Source organism: Aminobacter sp. J44 (genome assembly GCF_007829415.1).
In the GTDB taxonomy this organism is placed as follows: domain Bacteria; phylum Pseudomonadota; class Alphaproteobacteria; order Rhizobiales; family Rhizobiaceae; genus Aerobium.
The window spans coordinates 1-25,660 of record NZ_VLJG01000014.1; the positions used below are offsets into that span (position 1 = coordinate 1).

Sequence of the window (25,660 nt, forward strand, 5' to 3'; positions counted from 1 at the left end):
CCCGGAACGATCGGAATCTCGTCGCCCGGGAACTCGTAGGACGACAGCAGCTCGCGGATCTCGAGCTCGACGAGCTCGAGCAGCTCCGGATCGTCGACCTGGTCGACCTTGTTCAGGAACACGACGATCGCCGGAACGCCAACCTGACGGGCGAGCAGGATGTGCTCGCGGGTCTGCGGCATCGGGCCGTCAGCAGCCGACACGACCAGGATCGCGCCGTCCATCTGCGCAGCACCGGTGATCATGTTCTTCACGTAGTCGGCGTGACCCGGGCAGTCGACGTGAGCGTAGTGGCGCGCCTCGGTCTCGTACTCGACGTGAGCCGTCGAGATGGTGATGCCGCGTGCCTTCTCTTCCGGCGCTGCGTCGATCTGGTCGTAAGCCTTGTACTCACCGAAGTACTTGGTGATCGCAGCCGTCGTCGACGTCTTGCCGTGGTCAACGTGACCAATCGTACCGATGTTCACATGCGGCTTCGTGCGCTCAAATTTACCTTTGGCCATTTCAACTTCCCTTTGACGCCGTGGGTGCGTATTGGATGCAGATTGCGGGCGCTTAGCGAGTACCGCTGAAAAACACAAGCCTTTTGTCAATTTTTGGCGAGTGCGTGCACCGCCTGTGCAATTGCAGCATTCCCGATTGAGGAAAGCGCGCGTTTAGGATAGAGAGCCGCTGTGAATCCCGTCGCAGGCTAAGGCCGACAGCAGGCCTTGTAGCAACAGGAGCCCCGGCACTACCGCCGCTCCGGAAACCAGAGATAGCCATGACACGTCGTCGCCGCATCTACGAAGGCAAGGCCAAAATCCTTTATGAGGGGCCTGAGCCTGGAACCCTGATTCAGTTCTTCAAGGACGACGCTACCGCGTTCAACAAGAAGAAGCACGAGGTTGTCGATGGCAAGGGTGTCCTCAACAACCGAATCTCCGAGCACATCTTCACGCACCTGAACCGGATCGGCATCCCGACGCACTTCATCCGCCGTCTCAACATGCGCGAGCAGCTGATCAAGGAAGTCGAGATCATCCCGCTCGAGGTAGTTGTGCGCAATGTTGCGGCCGGCTCGCTGGCCAAGCGTCTCGGCCTCGAGGAAGGCACCGTTCTGCCGCGCTCGATCATCGAGTTCTACTACAAGGCAGACGCCCTGGACGATCCGATGGTCTCGGAAGAGCACATCACCGCGTTCGGCTGGGCCTCGCCGCAGGAAATTGATGACATTATGGCGCTCGCCATCCGCATCAACGATTTCCTCAGCGGTCTCTTCCTCGGCGTCGGCATCCAGCTGATCGACTTCAAGGTCGAATTCGGCCGCCTGTTCGAGGGCGACATGATGCGAATCGTGCTCGCTGACGAGATCTCGCCTGATTCCTGCCGCCTGTGGGACACCACGACCCAGGACAAGCTCGACAAGGACCGTTTCCGTCGCGACATGGGCGGCCTGGTCGAAGCCTACCAGGAAGTCGCCCGCCGTCTCGGCATCATGAACGAGAACGAGCCGCCGCGTTCCGGTCCGGTTCTCGTCTCCTCCAAGCCCGACAAGGGCAGCGTTCACTAAGTTTCGAAGGACACGCCAAGTGATCAAGGCGCGCGTTACCGTAACGCTTAAGAACGGGGTCCTGGACCCTCAGGGCAAGGCTATCGAGGGTGCGCTTGGCGCCCTCGGTTTCGCAGGTGTTGGCGGCGTCCGCCAGGGCAAGGTCTTCGATCTTGAACTGGAAGGCACCGACAAGGCCAAGGCCGAGGCTGACGTCAAGGCCATGTGCGAACAGCTGCTAGCCAACACCGTGATCGAGAATTACTCGGTCGCCATCCTCTGACCTGGAGGCCTGACTGACATGAAGTCTGCCGTTGTCCTGCTGCCCGGCCTGAATCGCGACCGCGACATGATCGCGGCGCTGACCAAGGTCGGTGGCCGCGCGCCGCTGACCGTGTGGCAAACCGACACCGAAATTCCGGACGTCGACCTGATCGTGATTCCGGGTGGCTTTTCCTACGGCGACTATCTGCGTTGTGGCGCGATTGCCGCCCGCATGCCGGTGATGCGCGCCGTTGCCGAGAAGGCAGCGAAGGGCGTGCTCGTCATGGGCGTCTGCAATGGCTTTCAGATCCTGCTGGAAGCCGGCCTGCTCCCCGGCGCGCTGATGCGCAACACCTCGCTGAAGTTCGTCTGCCGCGAGGTGAAGCTTGAGGTCGCGAACGCGAACACCGCCTTCACCCGCGCCTACCAGCTGGGCCAGATCATCCGTTGCCCGGTCGCCCACCACGACGGCAACTACTTTGCCGATCCCGAGACGCTGGCGCGTCTTGAGGGCGAAGGCCAGGTGGCGTTCCGCTACGCCGAGGGCACCAACCCGAACGGCTCGATCAACAACATCGCCGGCATCGTCAGCGAGAAGGGCAACGTGCTCGGCATGATGCCCCATCCGGAGAACCTGATCGAGTCCGCTCACGGCGGCGTCGACGGTCGCGGCCTGTTCGAGAGCGCGCTCGGAGTTGCTGCATGAGGCCGCTTGCAAGTGCTGCCCTGATCGCCGCACTTGCAGCCCTCGCCGCGTGCCAGTCGAAGCCGTCCGCCCCGGTCTCCCAGCCGTCCGGCAAAAGCGCTGCGCTCCGAAACATGGAGATGGTCGCAAAGGCCGCCCATAAGTGTTGGTTCGCCAGCCGCGATCCGGCATTCCGCGAGTACAGCTTCGCCAACGAGCTGAACTCCTTCACCGGCCGCCCGCGTTTCCTGCTCGTGCCGAAAGGTAACTTTGGCGGCCGTCCGCTGCTGGTTGTCCAGGCAGAGGGCAGCGCCGGCCAGGTGTCGGCCTTCGGCCCGATGCTCGATACGGCCGCTGCGCCGCGAATCTCCGCCGACATCGAGCGCTGGCGCCGCGGTAATGATTCCTGCGCGTGAGCTGCTCTCGATTCGCTGGCGCGCGTGCCTGATCCATTAGGAAGAGACGTTGTCGTTTTTCGCGTTCAAAGGTCCATTTGCCCGGCTTCTGCTGCTGGTGCTCGCAGCCCTTAACGTCATGGGCTTTGCGACGGCGGCTGTCGTCGGCTGGGCCGCCGCATCGATCGAGAACGGTCCGATCGAGGACGTGCAGCTCTTCGTCCTGTTCGCTTCGTTCCTCGCAGGCATCTTCGGCGCACTGCGCTCACGCCGGCTCCTGCGTGCCGTAATGTGGTGCTGGACTGCTCTCATGCTGCTGATGCTGCAGCGCGAATTCGATTTTACTGCCTGGGGTACAGACAGCTGGATCTACCAGTTACGCAGCATGAGCGTTCGCCTTTCCTTCTGGATTCCGGTCGTGCTCATCCTGCTGGCGCTCGTCGCCCGCCACACGCAGGATCTTCTACGAGCCATTCGCGCTGTTCACCTCGTCCATGTCTGGCCGGTGGTGCTGGTGGCAGCCATCATGGTTGCCTCAAACGTTAGCGAACACATCGCCAAGACGCCCTCGGATTGGACCAACATCTTCGTTTTCCTCGAAGAACAGCTGGAACTTAATGCCTACGGTGTGATCGCCTGCATGGGACTGGCGTTCGCAACCCGCTTACGCGCAACGGTGCCGCCCGCGGTCGCCGATGCGCGCAACCGCCTCGATCCGGCAGCGTAAGCTGCTAAACTGAAAAACCACTGGTCCCCGCCAGTTCGACGCACGTTGGAAGAACCATGATCCGCAACGACTTTCCCATCACGCCAGAGCTGGTCGCTTCGCATGGCCTCAAGCCGGACGAGTATCAGCGCATCCTCCAGCTGATCGGCCGCGAGCCGACCTTCACCGAGCTCGGCATCTTCTCGGCGATGTGGAACGAGCACTGCTCCTACAAGTCGTCAAAGAAGTGGCTCCGTACGCTGCCGACCTCGGGTCCCCGCGTGATCCAGGGTCCGGGCGAGAACGCCGGCGTGGTCGACATCGGCGACGGCCAGGCCGTTGTCTTCAAGATGGAGAGCCACAATCACCCGTCCTACATCGAGCCTTACCAGGGCGCGGCGACGGGCGTTGGCGGCATCCTGCGCGACGTCTTCACCATGGGCGCACGCCCCGTCGCGGCCATGAACGCGCTTCGCTTCGGCGAGCCTGACCATCCGAAGACCAAGCACCTCGTCTCCGGCGTCGTTGCCGGTGTCGGCGGCTACGGCAATTCGTTCGGCGTGCCGACCGTGGGTGGCGAGGTCCAGTTCGACGAGCGCTATAACGGCAACATCCTGGTCAATGCCTTCGCTGCCGGCCTAGCTGATGCCGACAAGATCTTCTACTCGAAGGCCGAGGGCGTCGGCCTTCCGGTCGTCTATCTCGGCGCCAAGACCGGCCGCGACGGCGTCGGCGGCGCGACCATGGCCTCGGCCGAGTTCGACGAATCGATTGAGGAAAAGCGCCCGACCGTTCAGGTCGGCGATCCATTCACCGAAAAGTGCCTGCTCGAAGCCTGCCTCGAGCTGATGGCCTCCGGCGCTGTCATCGCCATTCAGGACATGGGCGCGGCTGGCCTCACCTGCTCGGCCGTCGAAATGGGCGCCAAGGGCGACCTCGGCATCCGCCTCGACCTCGACAAGGTGCCGGTCCGCGAGGAAGCGATGTCGGCCTACGAGATGATGCTCTCGGAGAGCCAGGAGCGCATGCTCATGGTGCTCCGCCCCGAGAAGGAAGCCGAGGCCGAGGCGATCTTCCGCAAGTGGGGTCTCGACTTCGCCGTCGTCGGCGAGACGACCGACGACCTGCGCTTCCGCGTATTCCACCAGGGCGAGGAAGTCGCGAACCTGCCGATCAAGGAGCTGGGCGACGAGGCACCGGAATACGACCGTCCCTGGGTCGAGCCTTCCAAGCCGGCGCCGCTTTCCGCATCCGAGATCCCGCAGGCTGATGTCGCCGATTCGCTCCTGAAGCTGCTCGATTCGCCGAACCTGTCGTCGCGCCGCTGGGTGTGGGAACAGTACGACACCATGATCCAGGGCAACTCGCTGCAGCGCCCGGGCGCTGATGCGGGCGTCATTCGCGTCGAAGGTCACGAAAAGAAGGCGCTCGCCTTCTCGTCCGACGTCAACCCGTTCTACTGCGAGGCCGACCCGTATGAGGGCGGCAAGCAGGCAGTTGCCGAGTGCTGGCGCAACCTGACCGCAAGCGGCGCGCTCCCGCTCGCGGCCACCGACAACCTCAACTTCGGCAATCCGGAACGTCCGGAGATCATGGGCCAGTTCGTCTTCGCCATCAAAGGCATCGGCGAGGCCTGCCGCGCCCTCGACTTCCCGATCGTCTCAGGCAACGTCTCGCTCTACAACGAGACGCTCGGCAAGGGCATCCTGCCGACCCCGACCATCGGCGGCGTCGGCCTGATCGAGGACTGGTCGCGTATGTCGCGCGTTGCCTTCGCTGCCGAAGGCGAGGAAATCCTGCTGATCGGCGCCCCGGCCGAGTGGGGCACGCATCTCGGCCAGTCGGCCTATCTGCGCGAACTGTTCGGCAAGAAGGAAGGCCCTGCCCCGCATGTTGATCTCGCCCACGAGCGCAAGGTCGGCGATTTCGTCCGCAAGCTGATCGCCGACGGCGTTGCGACCGCCGCACACGACCTCTCGGACGGCGGTCTTGCCGTCGCGCTCGCCGAAATGGCGATGGCATCCGGCATCGGCGCCACCATCGATGAGCCGGCATCTGGCTCCGCTCTCGCCACCTTCTTCGGCGAGGATCAGGGCCGCTACCTCGTCACTGTTGCTAAAGGCACGGGAGAGAAGCTCGCAGCCGACGGCGTCAGCGTCCAGCGTATCGGTACCACGGGCGGCTCGTCCTTGAAGCTCGGCAATGCCCGTGCCATATCGGTTGATGAACTGAAGGCCGCACATGAAGGCTGGTTCCCCAAGTTCATGGGCAACTGAGGAGGGCTAGGACTATGGCAATGGACGCAAAGGAAATCGAACGACTCATCAAGGAAGGCATTCCCGATGCCGTCGTGACGATTCGCGACCTTGCCGGCGATGGCGATCACTTCGCGGCTGAGGTCGTCGCCGAGAGCTTCCGCGGCAAGACCCGTGTGCAGCAGCACCAGATGGTCTACAATGCTCTGCAGGGCAACATGGGCGGCGTGCTGCACGCACTCGCCCTCCAGACGAGCGTTCCCCAGTAAGTCGATACGAGAGTAACGCGTACGTCGGCTTCTGCCTGAAATTCATGTGAGTTTGAATTTATGGACCCGAATTCGACGCACGCGTCCGCGCCCGGCGACGCAGTGAAACGACGCGTCGCCGTTCTTTTTTGCGGATTCGAACCGCTGGATGCGGAAGCACAGCGGATCCGCTTCCAGCGCACCGCCGCGCAGACCGCCACCCAGTGGAACTGCAAGATCGAGACCGGCGCACTGGCCGGCTCTCCTGCCCATCCCTATTTCGATGTCGTCGCTTCCGGGCCAGACTGGCGTGCCGAGACCCGCTTCTACCTGATGGAGCACAGCTCGGTGATCGCCACCCTGCGCAAGCGGTCGCTGCCGATCCAGATCGCACGCGGTTTCGGCGCGTTCCTCAACGTGATCGCCGAGGGCGGCCTGTTCGGCTACTTCCGCTGGGCTTGGCGCTTTGCACTGTTCTTTCTGTTCCCGTTCCTGCTGATGTTGCTGGCGCTGGCGGTCACGGCCGGCATTGCCCTCATACCGTTCATCTTTGACCTCTCGCCGCTGCACCTGATCTGGTCGCTGCCGGCAGCCTTCGGCTTCTTCCGCTACCTGTTCCTCCCGAGGGCGGAGCGGCTACACACCATGCTGCTGTTCTCGAACTGGCAGCTGGCGCTCGCCATGGCGCGCCAGAACAACGAAAACGCAAATCGGCGGTTGGAAGAATTCTATGACGGCCTTCGTGAAGCATTTTCGCAGCCGGCCGACGAGTATCTGGTCGCGTCGCACAGCATGGGCACCAACTGGGCAACGCACACCTTCGGCACATTGCTCGAGCGGGAGCCGGAGCTCGCCGCCGGCAAGAAGGTCGCGTTCCTCACTCTCGGCGGCGCGCTGCTGCAGTGCGGCCTGCTGCGCTCCGCAAAGAGGCTGCGCGAGCGCGCCAAGCTGATACTGGGTGCGCCGAATGTCACCTGGTTCGAGGTCCAGTGCCTCACGGATCCGGTGAACTTCTACAAGGCCCCGGTGGCGAAGGCGCTCGGCCATCCCGATGTGCCGCAACCCGAAATAGTGCAGATGCGCGTGCGCCGCACCCTGACCCGCGAGCACTATAAGCGAATCAAGTACGACATCCTGCGCGTTCACCGGCAGTATGTGATGGGATCGGACCTGCGCGTGCCGCACGACTTCGGGCTGATGGTGGCAGGCCCCCTGCCCGCTGCGTCGTTCGTCGGCTATAGCTACGACCAGCTGCCGCCGATTGCGGAAGACGGGTCAGTTTCGGGTCGCTGAAGCGCCACAGTGCGTGCACGATCTTGTGCGTACGATTGCGCCTTTGCCTCCACTGCAATACATAGGGGCAAATCATCCAACGTCGGACCTTGAACCCGACCAGTAAAGGACACGCCAGATGAGCGACATCCACGAATTCATCGACAATGAGGTCAAGACCAACGACGTCGTGCTCTTCATGAAGGGTACGCCGGGCTTCCCGCAATGCGGTTTCTCGGGGCAGGTCGTCCAGATCCTTGACTACCTGGGTGTCGACTACAAGGGCATCAACGTCCTCAGCTCCGACGAAATCCGCCAGGGCATCAAGGATTACTCGAACTGGCCGACCATCCCGCAGCTTTACGTGAAGGGTGAGTTTGTCGGCGGTTGCGACATCGTCCGCGAGATGTTCCAGGCGGGCGAGCTTCAAGATTTTCTGTCTGAGAGGGGCATCAGCCTGCGCGGCGCTGCCTGATCCCTCGCAGCAACCGCTTAATTGAAAAACTTCGAATGCGTCGGTAACAACCGGCGCATTTCTCGTCTTAATAAGGAAAATCCGGATGCAACAAAGAACCGGAGAAGAAAAAGCACCAGGACTTGGACTGTCGAAGATCGAGTTCATCGCGCTCGCCGCGGCCCTAATGTCCCTGAACGCACTCGCCATCGACATCATGCTGCCGGGCCTGCAGCAGATGGGAGCAAGTCTGGGCGTCGAGAACGAGAACCACCGCCAGTATGTCATCTCGGCCTATTTTGCCGGCATGGCGCTGGCGCTGCTCCCCTACGGGCCGCTATCCGACCGCTACGGCCGCCGCAATCCGCTGATGGCCGGCATGCTCATCTATGTCGTCGCGGCAATTGCGGCCGCGTTCATGACGTCGTTTGAGGGCGTGCTCGCCATGCGCTTCCTGCAGGGCATTGGCGCCGCCTCGACCCGCGTCATTGCCGTATCGATGGTCCGCGACCGCTTTGGCGGCCGGCAGATGGCTGAGACTATGTCGCTGATCTTCATGGTGTTCATGGTCATCCCCGTCATCGCGCCGTCCGTGGGGCAGATCATGCTGCTGATTGGCGGCTGGCAGTTCATCTTCTTCTCGATGGGAATCGCCGGCGCCGCGATCGTCCTATGGGGCTTCCTGCGCATGCCGGAGACGCTCGCGCCGGAAGATCGCAGGCCGTTCACGATTGCGTCGATCGGCAGCGCATTTGCGATTGTCCTGACCAATCGCTTCTCGCTGCTCTACACGCTGGCCTCCACCTTCGTCTTCGGCGCGCTGTTTGCCTTCATCAATTCGGCACAGCAGGTCTATGTCGGCATCTATGGCCTCGGGAACACGTTCCCGCTCGTCTTCGCGGTGATCGCCGGCTTCATGGCCCTGTCGTCCTACCTCAACTCGCGCTTCGTTGTTCGGGTCGGCATGCGTCGCCTGTCGCACGGCGCTCTGACCGGCTTCATGCTCGTCTCGCTGATCTGGCTGGTGTGGTCGATGAACGGCACCGTGCCGTTCGTGCCGTTCCTGATCCTGTTCGCGCTGGCGATGTTCCAGTTCGGCTGGATCGGCTCGAACTTCAACTCGATCGCAATGGAGCCGCTCGGCCACATCGCCGGCTCGGCTTCATCGGTTCAGGGCTTCATCCAGACGCTGGGTGGCGGCTTCATCGGTGCGGTGATCGGCCAGGCTTTCGACGGCACGACCACGCCGCTTGCCGCCAGCTTCTTCGGCCTGGCGGTGATCGCGCTGGTGCTGGTGGCGATTGCAGAAAAGGGCAAACTCTACGCGGCCGCCCCGCAGCGTCAGGAGGGGCTCAGGCACTGACCCCCAGCGACGCAAAGTCGAACAGATTGCGGTCGAGCAGATGGCTCGGCCGCACATTACCGAGAGCCCTGATCATTGTATCCTTGCGGCCCGGCATCCTGCGCTCGATGTCATCGAGCATCATCTTCATCGCATTGCGCTGCAGACCCTCCTGGCTACCACACAGGTCGCAGGGGATGATCGGGAACTTCATGGCTTCCGCGAAGCGCGCGAGGTCGTTCTCCGCGCAATAGGCCAGCGGTCGCATCACCAGGAGGTCACCCTCGTCGTTCACCAGCTTCGGCGGCATCGCGGCCAGCCGTCCGCCGTGGAACAGGTTGAGGAAGAAGGTCTCCAGAATGTCCTCGCGGTGATGGCCAAGGACGAGCGCCGAGCACCCCTCTTCCCGCGCGATGCGGTAGAGATGGCCTCGGCGCAGGCGCGAGCAGAGCGAGCAGTAGGTTTTGTTCTCAGGGATCTTGTCGGTGACGACCGAATAGGTGTCCTGGTATTCGATCCGGTGCTCCACGCCGATGCGCGTCAGGTAGTCCGGCAGGATGTGCGTCGGGAAATTCGGCTGGCCCTGATCGAGATTGCAGGCAAGCAGCTCGACCGGCAGCAGCCCGCGCCACTTCAGGTCCAGCAACAGCGCCAGCAGCCCATAGGAATCCTTGCCCCCGGAAAGCGCCACGAGCCACTTCTGGCCGGGCGTAATCATTGCAAAGTCTTCGATGGCCTGCCGAGTATTGCGGATCAGGCGCTTGCGCAGCTTGTTGAACTCACCCGAGCTCGGCGCATCCCGAAACATTGGATGCGTGGCGGCGAGATCGTCCTCGGCTTCAGGCGTGTCGACGGCGATGTTCATGGCTGCGGACCCTTTCTATTGCCCGAAGATAGACCAGCCGGTGCGTTGCGCCAGCATTTCCAGCGCCTGGCTGCCGAGTAGCGAATTGCCATTCTTGTTCAGGCCCGGCGACCACACTGCGACCGATGCCTTGCCCGGCGCAACCGCAAGAATGCCGCCGCCGACGCCGCTCTTGCCCGGCAGGCCGACGCGGTAGGCGAACTCGCCGGACCCGTCATAGTGGCCGCAGGTGAGCATGAGGGCGTTGATGCGGCGCGCGCGGTCGCGCGAGACGACAGTGCGCCCCGTTCGCGGATTTGTGCCGCCGGCTGCCAGAAACAAGCCGGCGCGCGCGAGCTGCCGGCACGTCATGGCAAGCGCGCACTGGTGGAAATAGACGCCGAGCACCTGCTCGGCCGGATGTTCGATGATGCCGAACGAGCGCATGAACTGCGCCAGCGCGAAGTTGCGGAAGCCGGTTTCCTGCTCGGACTTCGCGACCGCGTGGTCGATGTAGATCGAATCGTCGTCGGCCAGGAAGCGGACGAACTGCACGATTTCGCCGATCGCTTCCTTCGGCATGTGGCCGCCGAGCAGATGGTCTGCCACGACGATCGCACCCGCATTGATGAAGGGATTGCGCGGCTTGCCGTTCTCGCGCTCGAGTTGGACGATCGAGTTGAAGGCGGAGCCCGAAGGTTCGCGCCCGACACGGTTCCACAGCCGGTCACCGACCTTGCCGAGCGCCAGCGTCAGCGCGAAGACCTTGGAGACGCTCTGGATGGAAAATGGCAGCTCGGCGTCGCCGGCGAAATATTCGCGGCCGCCCACGGTCGTGATGGCGATGCCGAAATGCCCGGGGTCGACCTTTGCCAGTTCGGGGATGTAGTCGGCCACCTTCCCGCGTTCTTCCCGCGCGGCCATCTCCCTGCTGATGTCGTCGACAAGAGCCTGAAGGTCTTCCATCCGATACCCCCTCTATCTGACGAAAAAGCCGCCCGAAGGCGGCTTTCCGAATTCGTAGCGTCAGACGCTGGCACCTGTTAGCGCGAGTAGAACTCGACGACCAGGTTCGGCTCCATCTGGACCGGGTACGGAACCTCGGCGAGGCCCGGGGCGCGGAGGAACTTCGCAGTCATCTTGTTGTGGTCGACCTCGAGATAGTCCGGAACATCACGCTCAGCGAGCTGGACGGACTCCAGAACGATGACGAGCTGCTTCGACTTCTCGCGGACCTCGATGACGTCGCCCGGCTTGCAGCGGTAGGAACCGATGTTCACGCGCTTGCCGTTGACGTTGACGTGGCCGTGGTTGACGAACTGACGGGCAGCGAAGATCGTCGGAACGAACTTGGCGCGGTAGACGATCGCGTCGAGGCGCGACTCGAGCAGACCGATCAGGTTGTCCGGGGTGTCGCCCTTGCGACGAGCAGCCTCGTCATAGGTCTTGCGGAACTGCTTCTCGGAGATGTCGCCGTAGTAGCCCTTGAGCTTCTGCTTGGCGCGCAGCTGCAGACCGAAGTCCGACATCTTGCCCTTGCGGCGCTGGCCGTGCTGGCCCGGGCCGTATTCGCGCTTGTTCACCGGGGACTTCGGACGGCCCCAGATGTTTTCGCCCATACGGCGGTCAATTTTGTACTTTGCGGATTCGCGCTTGCTCATCGCATTCCCTTTCAAAGAGTTGCACCCGAAGCTCTCGCCCCGGGCAAAGGAACGCGCCCTCCTTTGGCCCCGCAATGGAGACCTGACAGGACAACCCACGCACGCATTGCGAAGATGTCCACGGGACACGTAAACGACAACACCGCACCTTGCGGCGCGGAGTTGGCGCTGACCTATGGGATTCCGTCCCCAATGTCAACGCAAACTGCGGGAATTCAGGCGTGCAGCCCGAACCCCTGCATGAGCCGCCGCGACGCACGGTCCGGCTGGCCTGTCGTGAACACGGCAATGTCGGTTGGAAACAGCGGCTCGGCGAGCTCGTCCCGCTGCACGGGCGCGAGCAGTGACAGCGCGCGCCGGGCGATCGCCTCTGCGGGATCGATCCAGTCGACCGGCCAGGGCGCCGTCTTGCGCATGCGGTTCACCAGGAACGGATAATGCGTGCAGGCAAGCACGACGATGTCGGTGCGCTTGCCGTCCTGCTCGATGAAGCACGGTGCGATCTCCGCCCGCACCGCCTCCTCGTCGACAAATCCGTCGCGCATGTAGGCCTCCGCGAGCGAGGCAAGACGCTCACTTCCGACAAGGCGAACATGCACCTTCGACGCCCAGTGGTCGATCAGATCGCGGGTGTACTGGCGCCGGACAGTTCCCGGCGTTGCCAGCACTGAAACAATGCCGGAGCGCGTACGCTCCGCCGCCGGCTTGATCGCTGGCACGGTGCCGACGAACGGCGTGTCCGGATAGGCCGCGCGCAGATCGCCCAGGACCAGCGTGGACGCCGTGTTGCAGGCAATGACCGCGATCTCCGGCTTGTACTTGGCGAGCAGCGTGCCGAACAGTTTGACGATACGCTCGCGCAGCGCCTCCTCGGCCCAGGCGCCATAAGGAAAGCCGGCATCGTCCGCGACGTAGACAAATTGCCGATCCGGCATTAGCACCCGCGCCTCGCGCAGAACCGTCAGCCCGCCGACGCCCGAATCGAAGACGAGTACGGGACGTTCACTCATCGGAAGCGTCCTCGCTTCCGTGCGCCTTGGCGTCAGCCTTGGCCTTGCGCTGCGGATAGGACGTCCCGCGCGGCTCCTTGGGAGAAAAATAGTCGAGCGAGGCGACGATGCCGCGCAGCACCTTGATCTCAGCCTCGCTGAAGCCCGGACGGGTCAGTACCGCGCGCAGATTGTCGACCATCTTCGGCTTCTTCGCCGCCGGGCGGAAATAGCCGCGCACCTGCAGCGCTTCTTCCAGGTGGTCGAACAGGCCCTGCAGCGCCACCTTCGGCGCCGGCGTGATCTCCGGGCCCCTGAAGGCGAGGTCGAGTTCGTCCTCCATGCCTGCCTTCATCCACTCATACGACATGAGCAGCACCGCCTGGGCGATATTGAGCGAGGCGAAGGCCGGATTGACCGGGAAGGTCACGATCTCGTCGGCGAGGCCGACCTCTTCGTTGTAGAGCCCGAAGCGCTCGCGTCCGAACAGGATGCCGGTCTTCTGGCCAGCAGCAAAACGCTGGCGCAGTATCTGGCTGGCTTCGACGGGGCCACGCACCGGCTTGAAACCGTCGCGCTGGCGCGCGGTCGTCGCGATTACGTAGTTCATGTCGGCGATGGCTTCAGGCAGCGTGTCGAACACGCGCGCGCCGTCAATGACGTGGTCGGCCTTGGAAGCCGCCGAGCGCGCCTTCTCGTTCGGCCAGCCGTCGCGCGGATTGACGAGACGAAGTTCGGCCAGGCCGAAATTCGCCATGGCGCGCGCCACCATGCCGATGTTTTCGCCGAGCTGTGGCTCGACCAGGACGATCGCTGGACCTTCCTGGATCAACTGCTTCTCGCGGTCAGTACCTGCCACGGTCACTCATCCTGCTGATTTGGGTTTCCGTCCCTGCCACAGGCAGGAGGTAATTTGAAGACATAGCTTATATGCGCTGCATTAAGCCGCGCTTGCCGGTGGGGCAGAAAGAAGAACCGGGAAATACCGTGCTGCCAAGGCTTTGCGTTGCCCGGCGGCAATGCTATAGGGGCGCCATTTCCATCCATAGAAGGGCCATTGGGCCCTCCCCTGAAAGTGAGGCAATGCTCATGGCAAAGATCAAGGTGGCAAATCCGGTTGTCGAGCTCGACGGCGATGAGATGACCAGGATCATCTGGCAGCTCATCAAGGACAAGCTGATCCACCCTTACCTTGACATTGACCTGCATTACTACGACCTCGGCATCGAGGCTCGCGACGCTACCGACGATCAGATCACGATCGACGCCGCCAAGGCGATCCAGAAGTACGGCGTCGGCGTCAAGTGCGCCACCATCACGCCGGACGAAGCCCGCGTGAAGGAATTCGGCCTGAAGAAGATGTGGAAGTCGCCGAACGGCACCATCCGCAACATCCTCGGCGGCACGATCTTCCGCGAGCCCATCATCATGAAGAACGTCCCGCGCCTGGTTCCGGGCTGGACCCAGCCGATCGTCGTCGGCCGTCACGCCTTTGGCGACCAGTACCGCGCGACCGACTTCCGCTTCCCGGGCAAGGGCAAGCTGACGATGAAGTTCGTCGGCGAGGACGGCCAGGTCATCGAGCATGAAGTGTTCGACGCGCCGGCAGCCGGTGTCGCCATGGGCATGTACAACCTCGACGAGTCGATCCGCGACTTCGCCCGCGCCTCGCTGAACTACGGCCTGCTGCGCAAGTGGCCGGTCTACCTGTCGACCAAAAACACCATCCTGAAGGCCTATGACGGCCGCTTCAAGGACATCTTCCAGGAAGTCTACGAGCAGGAGTTCGCCGCCCAGTTCAAGGAACTCGGCATCTGGTACGAACACCGCCTGATCGACGACATGGTCGCTGCCTCGCTGAAGTGGTCGGGCGGCTACGTCTGGGCGTGCAAGAACTATGACGGCGACGTCCAGTCCGACACCGTCGCGCAGGGCTTCGGCTCGCTCGGCCTGATGACCTCGGTGCTGATGACCCCGGATGGCAAAACCGTAGAGGCCGAGGCCGCACACGGCACCGTGACCCGTCACTACCGCCAGCACCAGAAGGGCGAGGAGACCTCGACCAACTCGATCGCGTCGATCTTCGCCTGGACCCGCGGCCTCGCGCACCGCGCCAAGCTCGACGACAACGAGCAGCTGAAGGTCTTCGCCGAGACCCTCGAGAAGGTCTGCATCCAGACCGTCGAGTCGGGCTTCATGACCAAGGACCTCGCGCTGCTGATCGGCGCCGACCAGCCGTGGCTGTCGACCACCGGCTTCCTCGACAAGATCGACGAGAACCTGCAGAAGGCCATGGCCTGATCAGAGGCGCGGACAGTCACCGTCTGTAGTTGAACAACGAGACGCCGGCGCGACATTCGCGCCGGCATTTTTATTTATGGTCAGTGCAGCTACGAGCAGGCGAACTTTTCACCCTGCGGGGAATTGAGTACCCGAACAGGGAGTCCCGACATGCTGAAATTGAAACACAGCGCATTCCTCGCAGCCGCCCTCGCCTCGTCCACAGCATTCGCGCAGGGCGCATGGACAAAACTGGAAGATAACGTCCAGGTACCGGCCATTGGCGCGACCGTCGACCAGGTCGAGGATCTCGACGTCCACAATGCGTCCGGTACGAAGATCGGCGAGGTCGACGACGTATTGGGCACCGACGCCAGCACCCCATCCGCCCTTGTCGTCGAGTTCGAGCAGGGCGGTGCCTATCCGAAGGAAGAGATTGTCGTTCCGCTCGACCAGTTCACTTGGGAGAACAACCGGCTGATCCTCAACGTTGACGCCGAGGGGGTCAGCGCCATGGAAATCTGGAACGACTGACAAGAAAAAGGGCCGCATGAGCGGCCCTTCAGACTGCTGACAAAGTTCCGCGAGCCTTCAAATCAGGCTTGTTGATTCCGATCCGTTCTCACTTTGAATCTGAGACGTTCCGTGAATCTCGGGCTCCGGAAAGGTGCGTCGAGGGTTTGTCAACAAACTGAAGGGCCGCATGAGCGGCCCTTGGTTCATGTTTCAACGTCGGCGCCTCAGGCGGCGAGGATTGCCTTCACGGCCTCGATGGCGGCTTCAGCCTTCGAGCCATCCGGGCCACCGGCCTGGGCCATGTCGGGACGGCCGCCGCCGCCCTGCCCGCCGATTGCAGCCGATGCCGCACGGACAAGATCAACAGCCGAGAAGCGATCCTTGATGTCGTCGGTGACGCCAACCACGACGCTCGCCTTTCCGTCTTCCGAGGTGCCGACGAAGACCACAACGCCGGAACCCAGCGTCTTCTTGCCTTCGTCTGCAAGCGGCTTGAGGTCCTTCGGCGTCACGCCCGAGACGACACGGCCAAGGAAGTTGATGCCGGCAACGGTTTCGGTATCGCTGGCCTTGCTGCCGGAGCCACCACCGAGCGCCAGCTGGCGACGGGCTTCGGCAAGCTCGCGCTCCATCTTCTTGCGCTCTTCGAGGACCGCCTCAAGGCGGGTGACGACATCCGCCGGGGCGACCTTGAGCACGGAAGCGGCTGCCTTAAGGCGACGCTCCTGCTCGTCGAGATAGCGGCGGGCAGCATCGCCAGTCAGCGCCTCGATACGGCGCACGCCCGCAGCAACAGCACCTTCCGAAACGACGCGGATCAGGCCGATGTCGCCCGTGGCCGAGACATGCGTGCCGCCGCACAGCTCGGTCGAATACGCCTTGCCAGCCTTGTCGCCATGAAGGGCGGTGCCCATGCGAACGACGCGAACCTCGTCACCGTACTTTTCGCCGAACAGCGCCATGGCGCCCTCGGCGATCGCGTCATCGACCGCCATCAGGCGCGTTGTGACTTCGGCGTTCTGCAGTACGATCTCGTTGGCGTATGTCTCGACCAGCTCGAGTTCTTCCGGAGAAATCGGCTTCGGATGCGAAAAGTCGAAGCGCAAGCGATCCGGCGAAACCAGCGAGCCCTTCTGGGCTACATGGGTGCCGAGAACCTCGCGCAGCGCCTCGTGCATGAGGTGCGTCGCCGAGTGGTTGGCGCGGATTTTCGAGCGGCGGGCGTGGTCGACCGTCATCTCGACGGCAGCGCCCCGCGCAACTGAACCGGACACGACCTTTGCCGAGTGGACGAAGAGGCCGTCAGCCTTCTTCTGGGTGTCGATGATCTCGATGCGGAAACCTTCGCCAGCAAAAATGCCGGTGTCGCCGACCTGGCCGCCGGACTCGCCGTAGAACGGCGTCTGGTTGACGATGACGGAGATTTCGTCGCCTTCGGCCGCACGCTCGACTTCCTGGCCGTCCTTCACCAGCGCGGTAATGACGCCCTCGGCCTTCTCGGTCTCGTAGCCGAGGAACTCGGTCGCGCCCAATTTGTCGCGCAGCGCGAACCAGACAGCCTCGGTCGCCGCTTCGCCCGATCCAGACCAGTTGGCGCGGGCCTCGGCCTTCTGGCGCTCCATCGCGGCGTTGAAGCCGTCGGTGTCGACCTGAATGCCGCGCTGGCGCAGCGCATCCTGCGTGAGGTCCAGCGGGAAGCCGTAGGTGTCGTAGAGCTTGAACGCGGTCTCGCCGTCGAGGCGCGCGCCCTGCGTCAGACCCGAGGTCGCCTCTTCGAGGAGACCAAGGCCGCGGGCCAGCGTCTTGCGGAAGCGGGTTTCCTCAAGCTTCAGCGTCTCGGTGATCAGCGCCTCGGCGCGGCCGAGTTCCGGATAGGCCTGGCCCATCTCGCGCACCAGCGCCGGCACCAGACGGTGCATCAGCGGCTCAGCGGCGCCAAGCAGCTGCGCATGGCGCATCGCGCGGCGCATGATGCGGCGAAGCACGTAGCCGCGGCCCTCGTTCGACGGCAGCACGCCGTCAGCGATCAGGAAGCAGGACGAGCGCAGGTGGTCGGCGATGACGCGGAACGAAGCGACGTTGTCGGGCTGCGGTCCCTTGGCGAGCGCCGAGGCGGTCGCCTCGATCAGGTGGCGGAACAGGTCGGTCTCGAAGACGCTCTCGACGCCCTGCAGGATCGAGGCCATGCGCTCGAGGCCCATGCCGGTGTCGATCGACGGACGCGGCAGGTCGACGCGCTCGTCCTTGGTGACCTGCTCGTACTGCATGAAGACCAGGTTCCAGAATTCGAGGAACCGGTCACCATCCTCTTCCGGGCTTCCGGGAGGGCCGCCCCAGATGTGCTCGCCGCGATCGATGAAAATCTCCGAGCACGGCCCGCACGGACCGGTATCGCCCATCGCCCAGAAATTGTCGCTGGTCGGGATGCGGATGATCTTGTCGTCGGAGAAGGCGGCGATCTTCTTCCAGAGCTCAGCCGCCTCGTCATCCGTGTGGTAGACGGTGACCAGCAGCTTTTCCTTCGGAAGGGCGAAGTCCTTGGTGATCAGGTTCCAGGCAAGCTCGATCGCCTCGGCCTTGAAATAATCGCCGAAGGAGAAGTTGCCGAGCATCTCGAAGAAGGTGAGATGGCGAGCGGTGTAGCCGACATTGTCGAGGTCGTTGTGCTTGCCGCCGGCGCGCACGCTCTTCTGAGCGGTGGCAGCGCGCGTGTAGGGGCGCGTCTCAAGTCCGGTAAAGACGTTCTTGAACTGGACCATGCCCGCATTGGTGAACATCAATGTCGGGTCGTTGCGAGGCACCAGAGGGCTGGACGCTACAATCTCGTGCCCGTTCTTGCGGAAGTAGTCGAGAAAAGTCGACCGGATTTCGTTGACGCCACCACTCATGCCGATGCCTTCAGGTAGAGCGGCCGCACCCCTTGCGGCCGAAAGGAAAGGCCTTTTAACGTCCAGCTTTCAAGCTGTCCAGAAAGCAGGACGATAACGGACAGTCCACAAAGGAAAAGACCGCCGGAACCCCTCCCGGCGGTCTGAAAATCACACCCCTAAGCCACGGGAACGCGGCTCTAGCGGGGCTTACATGCCAGCGGCGTCGTCCAGATCGTTGCCGTCCTGGTCGCCCGGGCCGCCGTTCTCCAGGAACTTCTCGGCGATGAGACCTGCATTCTGGCGCAGTGCGAGTTCCAGCTCGCGCAGCAGCTCCGGATTGTCACGCAGGAACTGCTTGGCGTTCTCGCGACCCTGCCCAAGGCGCTGGGAATTGTAGGAGAACCACGCGCCGGACTTCTCGACGATGCCAGCCTTGACGCCGAGGTCGATGATCTCGCCCGTCTTGGAAACGCCCTCGCCGTACATGATGTCGAACTCGACCTGCTTGAAGGGAGGAGCGAGCTTGTTCTTGACGACCTTGACGCGGGTCTGGTTGCCGACGACCTCGTCGCGGTCCTTGACCGAACCGATGCGGCGGATGTCGAGACGCACCGAGGCGTAGAACTTGAGCGCGTTGCCGCCGGTGGTCGTCTCTGGCGAGCCGAACATCACGCCGATCTTCATGCGGATCTGGTTGATGAAGATGACCATGCAGTTCGAGCGCGAGATCGACGCGGTCAGCTTGCGCAGCGCCTGGCTCATCAGGCGGGCCTGCAGGCCCGGCAGGGAATCGCCCATCTCACCTTCGATTTCGGCGCGCGGCGTCAGTGCCGCAACCGAGTCGACGACCAGGACATCGATGGCGCCGGAGCGGACCAGCGTGTCGCAGATTTCCAGCGCCTGCTCGCCTGTATCCGGCTGCGAGATCAGCAGGTTCTCGAGGTCGACGCCGAGTTTGCGTGCATAGACCGGATCAAGAGCGTGCTCGGCATCGATGAAGGCGCAGATGCCGCCCTTCTTCTGGGCCTCGGCTACGGTGTGCAGCGCCATCGTGGTCTTGCCCGAGCTTTCCGGGCCATAGATCTCGATAATGCGTCCCTTCGGCAGGCCGCCCACGCCGAGCGCGATATCAAGGCTGAGCGAACCCGTCGAAACGGTTTCGATCTCGACCACCTGCTCGTTCTGGCCGAGCCGCATGATGGAGCCCTTGCCGAAAGCGCGCTCGATCTGGGAGAGCGCTGCATCGAGAGCCTTGGATTTATCCACTGAACCGTCCTCAACAAGCCGTAATGTGTTCTGCGCCATGATACCTTACCCCTTGATGGACCGCGAAGCCGGATGTCCTGTGTCCAATGATTTTTTGTACTCTTTTTGTTCCAATTTGGCAATAGCGATCAAATAACTGATTTGAAATAGCTTTTCGGATTATGTTCTATTTTCGTTTTGGGATGTAGAGGCCAGAACGTACCAGCAGGCGCGGCATCGTGAACGCGCATAGGTCCAGCAATCAGCGATTCGAGGCGCAGAGTTGCGGCGCCTGCCCGCGTTGAATACGCTCCCCGCGCAGGCGCATTCAACCGGACTTTCCATGCAACGACCAAAGCTTTTCGTCTCGGGCGCGGCCCATATCGACCGGCGCGGCAGGATCGATGGTGTCTATGTGCCGGCTGCGTCGAATCCGGGCAGCCTGCGCGAGGAAGCCGGCGGCGGCGCGCTGAACGCGGCGCGCAATGCGGTGCACCATGGCGTGGACGTGACGCTGATGTCGCTGCGCGGAGGGGATCTTGCGGGGCTGGCGGTAGCCGACGTGCTGGCCGAAAGTGGCATCGAGGACGTGTCCGCGATCTTTCTCGACCGCACGACGCCGAGCTACACCGCCCTCCTCGACCCGAATGGCGAGCTGATTGCCGGGCTCGCCGACATGACGCTCTACGAGCTCGGCTTTACCCGGCAGCTGCGCCGGCGCAAGATTCGCGATGCGGTGGCGGCKGCGGATGCTGTCTTCTGCGAAGCCAATATGCCGGAAGATGCGCTGATGCGGCTTGCGGACATGGCGGGAGGCCGCCCGATCTACGCCATCGCGATTTCGCCAGCGAAGGCGCGGCGGCTGGAGCCGATCCTGGCATCCCTCTCCTGCCTGTTCATGAACCGCCGCGAGGCCCGCGTACTGTCGGGTGCGGATGACGCTGCCGAAGCCATCAAATTGCTGCGCGACCGCGGGCTCAGACGCGGCGTCATCACTGCGGGCGGCGAGGAGACGATTTTCTTCGACGACACGGGCGTTTTCAACATCACCCCGCCGCAGCTCGAAGCGATTGCGGATGTGACCGGCGCAGGAGACGCGCTCGCCGGCGTGGCTACCACGGCGCTGATGCGGGGCGAAAGCTTCAACGAGGCGGTGCGGCGCGGCATGGCCGCCGCGATGCTGACGATTGCATCGCCCAACGTGGTAGCCGACTATGAGGACGAGGCGTTCGAAACAGCGCTCGCACGCGTCGGGACCCCGAGAAAGATCAGCTGAACGGCGGGAGACACATGAAGCAGACGGCCGCAATCCACATCGACATCTCGCCGGAGGTTCAGGCCGCGCTTTCAGCCAGTAAGCCGGTGGTGGCGCTCGAAAGCACCATCATTACCCATGGCATGCCCTACCCCGACAATACTCGCATGGCGGAAGGCGTGGAGCAGATCATCCGCGAGGAACGGGCCACACCCGCGACGATCGCGGTGATCGACGGACGCATCAAGATCGGCCTTACAGACAAGGAGCGCGTCGCTCTGGCGCAAACCACCGGCGCCATGAAGCTGTCGCGCGCCGACCTTGCCTTTGCGGTCTCGCAGAAGCGCACGGGCGGCACCACCGTCGCCGCAACGATGATCGCCGCGCACCTTGCCGGCATTTCGGTGTTCGCCACCGGAGGCATCGGCGGCGTCCACAAGGGCGCCGAAGCAAGCTTCGACATTTCCGCCGACCTTGATGAACTTGCCCGCACGCCGGTCATCGTCGTCTCGGCCGGGGCAAAGGCGATCCTCGACATCGCCAAGACTTTGGAAGTGCTTGAAACGCGCGGCGTTCCGGTGGTCGGCTTCGGCAACGACGTGATGCCCGCCTTTTGGTCGCGACAATCGCCCTACCCCGTGCCGCTGCGGCTCGATGAGCCCCAAGCAATCGCCGCTTTCTTCCGCACCCGCCAAGAGCTGGGACTCGACGGGGGCATGCTGGTTGCCAATCCGGTGCCGGCGGCGTCGGAAATTCCGGCCGAGGAGATGGCGCAGCATATTGAGACGGCGCAGCGCATGGCCAACGAAAAAGGCGTGAGCGGCAAAGCCGTCACGCCTTTTCTTCTTGCCACCATCCTGGAGCTCACTGCCGGCCGCAGTCTCGTCACCAACATCGCGCTGGTCGAGAACAACGCCCGGCTGGCTGCCCAGATCGCTGCCGCGCTTGCGATCAGGTGAACGGCGTCAGGTAAATCTCGACGCGGCGGTTCTGGGCGCGGCCGTCTGCGCTCGCGTTGGACGCGATCGGCTGCGACGGGCCAAAGCCGCGGATGGCGAAGCGGCGGCTGTCGACACCACGCTGGGCGAGGAAGCGAGCGACCGAATCGGCGCGGCGCTCGGACAGCACCTGGTTGTGCTGCAGGCTGCCGGTGGAGTCGGTGTGGCCGTTGATGTCGACGAAGGTGCGGTTGTACTTGTTCAGCACCATCGCAACCGCATTCAGCGTGTCGTAGAAGGCCGGCACCACCTCGTACTGGTCGGTCGCGAAGGTAATGTTCGACGGCATGTTGAGGACGATCTGGTTGCCGACGCGGGTAACCGATACACCAGTGCCCTGCAGATAGCGGCGCAGTTCCGCCTCCTGCTGGTCCATGTAGCCACCGATGGCGCCGCCTGCCAGCGCACCGATGCCGGCGCCGATCAGCGCGTTGCGGCGGTCGTCACCTCCGGCGAGCACGCCGATCCCGGCGCCCGCAAGCGCACCCAGCGCCGCGCCACCAGCCATGTTCGACATCTTCTGCTCGCCCGTATACGGGTCGGTCGTGCAGCCGGCCAGAAACGCAGCACCCGCAAAGGCCAGAACGATCTTCTTCATTCGGATTTCCCTCTCCTGAATAAGCGCGGTTCGGGCAGGTCAGCCTGCTGAATCGAGCTCGTCGGCGGTTTGTATCACAGATTGCGGCAAAAAACCGAACCGGGGGCGGAGCTGCCGGTGGAGAGGATCGATTCCGCATCCCTTACATCGGGAACGTGCCAATCCCTATATTGCCGCAGGCGGGTTCAACTTGCTGGGATCAGGAGATGACGTTGATGAAACACCTTCGCATGGCCGCTGCGCTCGCCTTACTCGCGGCTCTCAGTGCCGGCTCGGCCCACTCCAAGGAAGTCGGCAAGGTCGGCGTGGACTGGCTCGGCAACGACATCGTCATCGAGGCAATTACCGATCCCGACATTTCGGGCATCACCTGCCATGTGACCTATTTCGACCGCGGCATCATCGACCGGCTGCAGAAGGGCAACTGGTTCGAAGATCCGTCGAACAATGCGATGTCCTGCAACCAAACAGGACCCATCGAAATCGGCGACATCGACCTCGGCAAGGGCGGCGAGGAAGTGTTCCAGCAGCGCCAGTCGCTGATCTGGAAGAGCGTGGTCGTCAAGCGCATCTATGACAAGGAGAACGACACGCTGATCTACCTGTCGCACTCGCGGCAGGTTCAGGACGGGTCGGCGAAAATGGCGATCTCAACCGTGCCGCTCTACGGCCAGAACGTCACCTGGAAGAACGGCAAGCCCGAGTAGCTCAATTCTGGATCGGGCCGGAGTCCATCGGCTTAGAAGGCCGGTGCTCGATAAGCCAAAGCTACGCGCTGATGGTTCAAGGGTGCCATCATACGACGGCACCCTTTCGCGCTGAGGCCTAGTAGAGCGAGCCGTACTTCTCGAGTGCGGCGCGATACTCGCCGTAGATCTTGTCCGGATCCTGCCCGACCTTGCGCACATCGTCCTTCCACTGGTCGACGAGTGGCGCGGCGGCATCACGCCACTGCTTGATCTCGTCATCCGTCGGCGCATACAGCGTATGCCCGGCGTCGATCGCCTTCTGGCGGCCGGAACGCTCGTTCTCCGCCCAATCCTTCGAGAACTTGATCGACCATTCCGGCGTGCAGTGGTCGTCGATCACCTTCCGGTTCTCTTCCGAGAGCCCATCGTAGACGCCCTTGTTGATCAGCAGCATCTGGTTCGAAATGTAGAACGGGAAGTCCAGGTGGTAGGTGACCACCGAATCCATGCCGAAGATGTAGACGGAGTTCCATGGGAAGGTGATCGCATCCGCCATGCCCTTGGAGATCGCATCTCGCGCCTCATTTGCCGGCACCTGGACGCTCGAACCACCGAGCATGGAGACGAAGCGGGCCATCGTCGCGTGAGCGGCGCGGATGTTCTTGCCCTTGATGTCGCCCGGCACCTTGATCTCGGTGTTGGCGTGGATCGTGCCCGGATCGTGCGGGTTCATGACGCAGAACTTCACTTCCGGCATCTCGATCTCGGCGTACTTGGCGTACCACTCGTGCAGCGCCCCTGCCCCGTTATCCACCTCGCGGACATGGAACGGGACTTCGATCAGGCTGTAGATGGGGAAGCGGCCTGCCTGATAGCCGGGATTCACATATCCGATGTCGGCAATGCCATCACGGGTCATGTCATAGTGGTCGGCAGCCGAACCCAGCTGCGCGGCCGGGAAGATGTTGATCTTGATGCTTCCGTTGGACGCCTTGCTGACGGACTCAACCCACTGTGCGATGCCGCCCGTGTGCATCGGATGCGTAGGAGGAAGCCAGTGAGCAAGACTAAGTTCGACATCGGCAGCTTTCGCCGGCAGCGCGGCAGCAGAAAGTAGCGCGGCCAAAGCCACGGAAATACGACGTAACATGAATTCCTCCCGTTTCTTTTCCGGCCGACAGATCCTCCCGGCCGACCGAAGAAGGAAAATGTTATGTATTTGAACTACTGTCAATGATGGCAAATGGGAACATGACCGCTGCAAAGAACAACGTCACGGATCCTCTTTGCGCATCTCCAAAACCCCTACAGTTCTTTTGAGAACTGACGAAAGAATATGCCCGTCAGCTGAACCTTACGCCGGCGGTCTGCCCTGTCAGCCGCGGGTCCTTCGATCGCACCAGCAGCGGCTTGCCTTCGAGCGCCTCGAAGCAGCGGGCGAGCGTGTCCTCCTCCAGCCGGTCCATCGCTTCCTTCGTGTAGAAGGTCAGGTGCGGAAACAGCACCACATTGTCCATCGCGAACAGCTCGCGCAGCGGATGACGCTCATGATCCAGCGGCTCCTGGCTGTAGACGTCGAGGCCGCAGCCGGCGATCTTTCCTGCCTTCAGTGCAGCCAGCAGCGCCATCTCGTCCACCAGCGCGCCGCGGGAGACGTTGACCAGGAAGGCCGACGGCTTCATCAGTTCCAGCTCCTGCGCCCCGATCAGATAGCGCGAGCCGTCATTGAGCACGCTGTGCAATGAGACGTAGTCGCATTGCGGCAGCATCTCCTCCAGGCTGTCAACCTTGGTCACTCCATGCTGCGTCATGACTTCCCGGGGTACATACGGATCATAGCCGAGCACCCGCGCCCTGAACCCCGCACCAGCCATGCGCGCCATTGACCGCCCAATGCGTCCGACGCCGACGAGGCCGAGCGTCTTGCCGGCAATATCTGCGCCAAGCCATTGCTGTTCGGGCCAGGCCCATCCGGTCCTCCGCATCTCGCGAGAGATCGGCAGGAGCTTCTTCGCCAGCGCGATCAGCAGCATGAACGCGCCTTCGGCTACCGTTTCCTCGGCATATTCCGGGATGTTGACTACGGGGATCTGGCGGGCGCGCGCGGCGGGAATGTCGATCGCGTCGATGCCGACGCCGTATTTCACAATCGCCTTCAGCTTCGTCGCGGCGTTGATGACCTTCGCCGTGATCGGCGTGTAGCACATCAGAAGAAGGTCGGCGTCCGCAACCTCCCGAGCGAGCTCTTCCTCACTGACGCCCTCGGGCAAGAGCACCAACTTGGCCCCCTTGTACCGAAGCACCCGGTCGATGGTCGGGCATTCGAGCTCGCGGTCAGTACGGACGATCTTCACAGGCGGCATTGTTGTACTCCCCTCTTTTGTTCTGGAAGAGTACCCCGAAGGCCGACGCCGTCGACTGTTTTCCGCGGATCCTTGCGGTAAACGCAAGGAATTGGCGCGAAAGATCGGCGTGGCTTGTCAAGTCATAATTAGGGCTTTGGATCGCAGCCGGAACGCCCTTCCGACAGTCGTTTCGGGCTGCCGTTGTGCAAGCAAGCCCC

Annotated in this window: 26 protein-coding genes; 15 read left to right on the top strand and 11 right to left on the bottom strand. The window is 62.9% G+C overall.

Annotated features, from left to right (window positions below):
• Positions 1 to 503, bottom strand: a 503-nt coding sequence (locus tag L610_RS07210) for a GTP-binding protein (RefSeq protein ID WP_144703883.1), incomplete at its 3' end; no start/stop codon positions are given.
• Between the two features lie 260 nt (positions 504 to 763).
• On the opposite strand from L610_RS07210, the gene purC reads away from it, so the two are divergent.
• The 10 genes from purC (at position 764) to L610_RS07260 (ending at position 9,173) form a co-directional block, all read left to right on the top strand.
• A complete protein-coding gene (gene purC / locus L610_RS07215) occupies positions 764 to 1,552 on the top strand; it encodes a phosphoribosylaminoimidazolesuccinocarboxamide synthase (RefSeq protein WP_024848751.1) in 789 nt (262 codons plus the stop codon).
• A 19-nt stretch (positions 1,553 to 1,571) separates the two neighbouring features.
• Entirely contained in the window at positions 1,572 to 1,814 is a 243-nt protein-coding gene (purS, locus tag L610_RS07220) for a phosphoribosylformylglycinamidine synthase subunit PurS (RefSeq protein WP_024848750.1), read from the top strand.
• Positions 1,815 to 1,832: 18 nt separating this feature from the next.
• Positions 1,833 to 2,501, top strand: coding sequence for a phosphoribosylformylglycinamidine synthase subunit PurQ (purQ, locus tag L610_RS07225; protein ID WP_024848749.1), 669 nt, complete (start codon positions 1,833 to 1,835; stop codon positions 2,499 to 2,501).
• Positions 2,498 to 2,896 carry a hypothetical protein gene (locus L610_RS07230; protein ID WP_024848748.1) on the top strand — a complete coding sequence of 133 codons (399 nt, stop codon included), beginning with the start codon at positions 2,498 to 2,500 and terminating at the stop codon, positions 2,894 to 2,896. Before purQ ends, L610_RS07230 begins: the two co-directional genes overlap by 4 nt.
• Before the next feature lie 49 nt (positions 2,897 to 2,945).
• A complete protein-coding gene (locus L610_RS07235) occupies positions 2,946 to 3,602 on the top strand; it encodes a hypothetical protein (RefSeq protein ID WP_024848747.1) in 657 nt (218 codons plus the stop codon).
• Between the two features lie 56 nt (positions 3,603 to 3,658).
• A complete protein-coding gene (gene purL, locus L610_RS07240) occupies positions 3,659 to 5,857 on the top strand; it encodes a phosphoribosylformylglycinamidine synthase subunit PurL (protein WP_034330313.1) in 2,199 nt (732 codons plus the stop codon).
• 14 nt (positions 5,858 to 5,871) lie between these two features.
• The gene (locus L610_RS07245; RefSeq protein WP_024848745.1) at positions 5,872 to 6,105 is read left to right on the top strand and encodes a BolA/IbaG family iron-sulfur metabolism protein; all 234 of its coding nucleotides are present in this window, start codon (positions 5,872 to 5,874) and stop codon (positions 6,103 to 6,105) included.
• Between the two features lie 102 nt (positions 6,106 to 6,207).
• Complete coding sequence (locus tag L610_RS07250; RefSeq protein ID WP_034330339.1) at positions 6,208 to 7,377, top strand: hypothetical protein; 1,170 nt, start codon at positions 6,208 to 6,210, stop codon at positions 7,375 to 7,377.
• A 118-nt stretch (positions 7,378 to 7,495) separates the two neighbouring features.
• Entirely contained in the window at positions 7,496 to 7,831 is a 336-nt protein-coding gene (gene grxD / locus L610_RS07255) for a Grx4 family monothiol glutaredoxin (protein ID WP_024848743.1), read from the top strand.
• An 85-nt stretch (positions 7,832 to 7,916) separates the two neighbouring features.
• Entirely contained in the window at positions 7,917 to 9,173 is a 1,257-nt protein-coding gene (locus L610_RS07260) for a multidrug effflux MFS transporter (protein WP_144703886.1), read from the top strand.
• On the opposite strand, the gene ttcA is transcribed toward L610_RS07260, so the two are convergent.
• From ttcA to L610_RS07285, 5 genes are all read right to left on the bottom strand, one after another.
• Entirely contained in the window at positions 9,163 to 10,017 is an 855-nt protein-coding gene (gene ttcA / locus L610_RS07265) for a tRNA 2-thiocytidine(32) synthetase TtcA (protein ID WP_144703889.1), read from the bottom strand. The two genes, L610_RS07260 and ttcA, sit on opposite strands and share 11 nt — an antisense overlap.
• A 15-nt stretch (positions 10,018 to 10,032) precedes the next feature.
• Entirely contained in the window at positions 10,033 to 10,962 is a 930-nt protein-coding gene (locus L610_RS07270; RefSeq protein ID WP_024848740.1) for a glutaminase, read from the bottom strand.
• 77 nt (positions 10,963 to 11,039) lie between these two features.
• On the bottom strand, positions 11,040 to 11,657 hold the full coding sequence (rpsD, locus tag L610_RS07275) for a 30S ribosomal protein S4 (protein ID WP_024848739.1): 618 nt from the start codon (positions 11,655 to 11,657) through the stop codon (positions 11,040 to 11,042).
• A gap of 215 nt (positions 11,658 to 11,872) precedes the next feature.
• Positions 11,873 to 12,667 (bottom strand): glutamate racemase, encoded by a 795-nt coding sequence (gene murI / locus L610_RS07280; protein ID WP_024848738.1) that lies wholly within the window; start codon positions 12,665 to 12,667, stop codon positions 11,873 to 11,875.
• Positions 12,660 to 13,505: an RNA methyltransferase gene (locus L610_RS07285; protein ID WP_024848737.1), complete on the bottom strand. Its 846-nt coding sequence runs from the start codon at positions 13,503 to 13,505 to the stop codon at positions 12,660 to 12,662. The genes murI and L610_RS07285 overlap by 8 nt, the downstream gene beginning before the upstream one ends.
• A 230-nt stretch (positions 13,506 to 13,735) precedes the next feature.
• On the opposite strand from L610_RS07285, the gene L610_RS07290 reads away from it, so the two are divergent.
• On the top strand, positions 13,736 to 14,947 hold the full coding sequence (locus L610_RS07290; RefSeq protein ID WP_024848736.1) for an NADP-dependent isocitrate dehydrogenase: 1,212 nt from the start codon (positions 13,736 to 13,738) through the stop codon (positions 14,945 to 14,947).
• A gap of 150 nt (positions 14,948 to 15,097) precedes the next feature.
• Complete coding sequence (locus L610_RS07295; RefSeq protein WP_144703892.1) at positions 15,098 to 15,460, top strand: PRC-barrel domain-containing protein; 363 nt, start codon at positions 15,098 to 15,100, stop codon at positions 15,458 to 15,460.
• 206 nt (positions 15,461 to 15,666) lie between these two features.
• Here the strand turns inward: L610_RS07295 and alaS are convergent, their stop codons facing one another.
• Positions 15,667 to 18,330 carry an alanine--tRNA ligase gene (gene alaS / locus L610_RS07300; RefSeq protein WP_144703896.1) on the bottom strand — a complete coding sequence of 888 codons (2,664 nt, stop codon included), beginning with the start codon at positions 18,328 to 18,330 and terminating at the stop codon, positions 15,667 to 15,669.
• 189 nt (positions 18,331 to 18,519) lie between these two features.
• A complete protein-coding gene (recA, locus tag L610_RS07305) occupies positions 18,520 to 19,617 on the bottom strand; it encodes a recombinase RecA (protein WP_024848733.1) in 1,098 nt (365 codons plus the stop codon).
• A 283-nt stretch (positions 19,618 to 19,900) separates the two neighbouring features.
• Between recA and L610_RS07310 the strand changes: the two genes are divergently transcribed.
• Together L610_RS07310 and L610_RS07315 are read left to right on the top strand one after the other, a co-directional pair.
• Entirely contained in the window at positions 19,901 to 20,833 is a 933-nt protein-coding gene (locus L610_RS07310) for a carbohydrate kinase family protein (RefSeq protein WP_024848732.1), read from the top strand.
• A 14-nt stretch (positions 20,834 to 20,847) separates the two neighbouring features.
• On the top strand, positions 20,848 to 21,771 hold the full coding sequence (locus L610_RS07315) for a pseudouridine-5'-phosphate glycosidase (RefSeq protein ID WP_024848731.1): 924 nt from the start codon (positions 20,848 to 20,850) through the stop codon (positions 21,769 to 21,771).
• Here L610_RS07315 and L610_RS07320 read toward each other — a convergent pair.
• Positions 21,764 to 22,408: an OmpA family protein gene (locus L610_RS07320; RefSeq protein ID WP_024848730.1), complete on the bottom strand. Its 645-nt coding sequence runs from the start codon at positions 22,406 to 22,408 to the stop codon at positions 21,764 to 21,766. The two genes, L610_RS07315 and L610_RS07320, sit on opposite strands and share 8 nt — an antisense overlap.
• Before the next feature lie 215 nt (positions 22,409 to 22,623).
• On the opposite strand from L610_RS07320, the gene L610_RS07325 reads away from it, so the two are divergent.
• A complete protein-coding gene (locus tag L610_RS07325) occupies positions 22,624 to 23,115 on the top strand; it encodes a CreA family protein (protein WP_144703899.1) in 492 nt (163 codons plus the stop codon).
• Positions 23,116 to 23,233: 118 nt separating this feature from the next.
• Here L610_RS07325 and L610_RS07330 read toward each other — a convergent pair whose 3' ends face one another.
• Both L610_RS07330 and L610_RS07335 read right to left on the bottom strand, forming a co-directional pair.
• Entirely contained in the window at positions 23,234 to 24,247 is a 1,014-nt protein-coding gene (locus L610_RS07330) for a TRAP transporter substrate-binding protein (protein WP_034330306.1), read from the bottom strand.
• A gap of 193 nt (positions 24,248 to 24,440) precedes the next feature.
• Positions 24,441 to 25,460, bottom strand: coding sequence for a 2-hydroxyacid dehydrogenase (locus L610_RS07335; RefSeq protein ID WP_245263737.1), 1,020 nt, complete (start codon positions 25,458 to 25,460; stop codon positions 24,441 to 24,443).
• Positions 25,461 to 25,660: the final 200 nt, after the last annotated feature.

Bases quoted from the DNA above. Each gene is read 5' to 3' on its own strand.
- rpsD (WP_024848739.1), bottom strand. From the start codon at position 11,657: ATGAGCAAGCGCGAATCCGCAAAGTACAAAATTGACCGCCGTATGGGC.
- L610_RS07260 (WP_144703886.1), top strand. From the start codon at position 7,917: ATGCAACAAAGAACCGGAGAAGAAAAAGCACCAGGACTTGGACTGTCG.
- grxD (WP_024848743.1), top strand. From the start codon at position 7,496: ATGAGCGACATCCACGAATTCATCGACAATGAGGTCAAGACCAACGAC.
- recA (WP_024848733.1), bottom strand. From the start codon at position 19,617: ATGGCGCAGAACACATTACGGCTTGTTGAGGACGGTTCAGTGGATAAA.
- purC (WP_024848751.1), top strand. From the start codon at position 764: ATGACACGTCGTCGCCGCATCTACGAAGGCAAGGCCAAAATCCTTTAT.
- murI (WP_024848738.1), bottom strand. From the start codon at position 12,667: ATGAGTGAACGTCCCGTACTCGTCTTCGATTCGGGCGTCGGCGGGCTG.
- L610_RS07295 (WP_144703892.1), top strand. From the start codon at position 15,098: ATGCTGAAATTGAAACACAGCGCATTCCTCGCAGCCGCCCTCGCCTCG.
- L610_RS07230 (WP_024848748.1), top strand. From the start codon at position 2,498: ATGAGGCCGCTTGCAAGTGCTGCCCTGATCGCCGCACTTGCAGCCCTC.
- ttcA (WP_144703889.1), bottom strand. From the start codon at position 10,017: ATGAACATCGCCGTCGACACGCCTGAAGCCGAGGACGATCTCGCCGCC.
- alaS (WP_144703896.1), bottom strand. From the start codon at position 18,330: ATGAGTGGTGGCGTCAACGAAATCCGGTCGACTTTTCTCGACTACTTC.
- L610_RS07320 (WP_024848730.1), bottom strand. From the start codon at position 22,408: ATGAAGAAGATCGTTCTGGCCTTTGCGGGTGCTGCGTTTCTGGCCGGC.
- L610_RS07330 (WP_034330306.1), bottom strand. From the start codon at position 24,247: ATGTTACGTCGTATTTCCGTGGCTTTGGCCGCGCTACTTTCTGCTGCC.
- purQ (WP_024848749.1), top strand. From the start codon at position 1,833: ATGAAGTCTGCCGTTGTCCTGCTGCCCGGCCTGAATCGCGACCGCGAC.
- L610_RS07270 (WP_024848740.1), bottom strand. From the start codon at position 10,962: ATGGAAGACCTTCAGGCTCTTGTCGACGACATCAGCAGGGAGATGGCC.
- L610_RS07290 (WP_024848736.1), top strand. From the start codon at position 13,736: ATGGCAAAGATCAAGGTGGCAAATCCGGTTGTCGAGCTCGACGGCGAT.
- L610_RS07315 (WP_024848731.1), top strand. From the start codon at position 20,848: ATGAAGCAGACGGCCGCAATCCACATCGACATCTCGCCGGAGGTTCAG.
- L610_RS07245 (WP_024848745.1), top strand. From the start codon at position 5,872: ATGGCAATGGACGCAAAGGAAATCGAACGACTCATCAAGGAAGGCATT.
- L610_RS07325 (WP_144703899.1), top strand. From the start codon at position 22,624: ATGAAACACCTTCGCATGGCCGCTGCGCTCGCCTTACTCGCGGCTCTC.
- purL (WP_034330313.1), top strand. From the start codon at position 3,659: ATGATCCGCAACGACTTTCCCATCACGCCAGAGCTGGTCGCTTCGCAT.
- L610_RS07335 (WP_245263737.1), bottom strand. From the start codon at position 25,460: ATGCCGCCTGTGAAGATCGTCCGTACTGACCGCGAGCTCGAATGCCCG.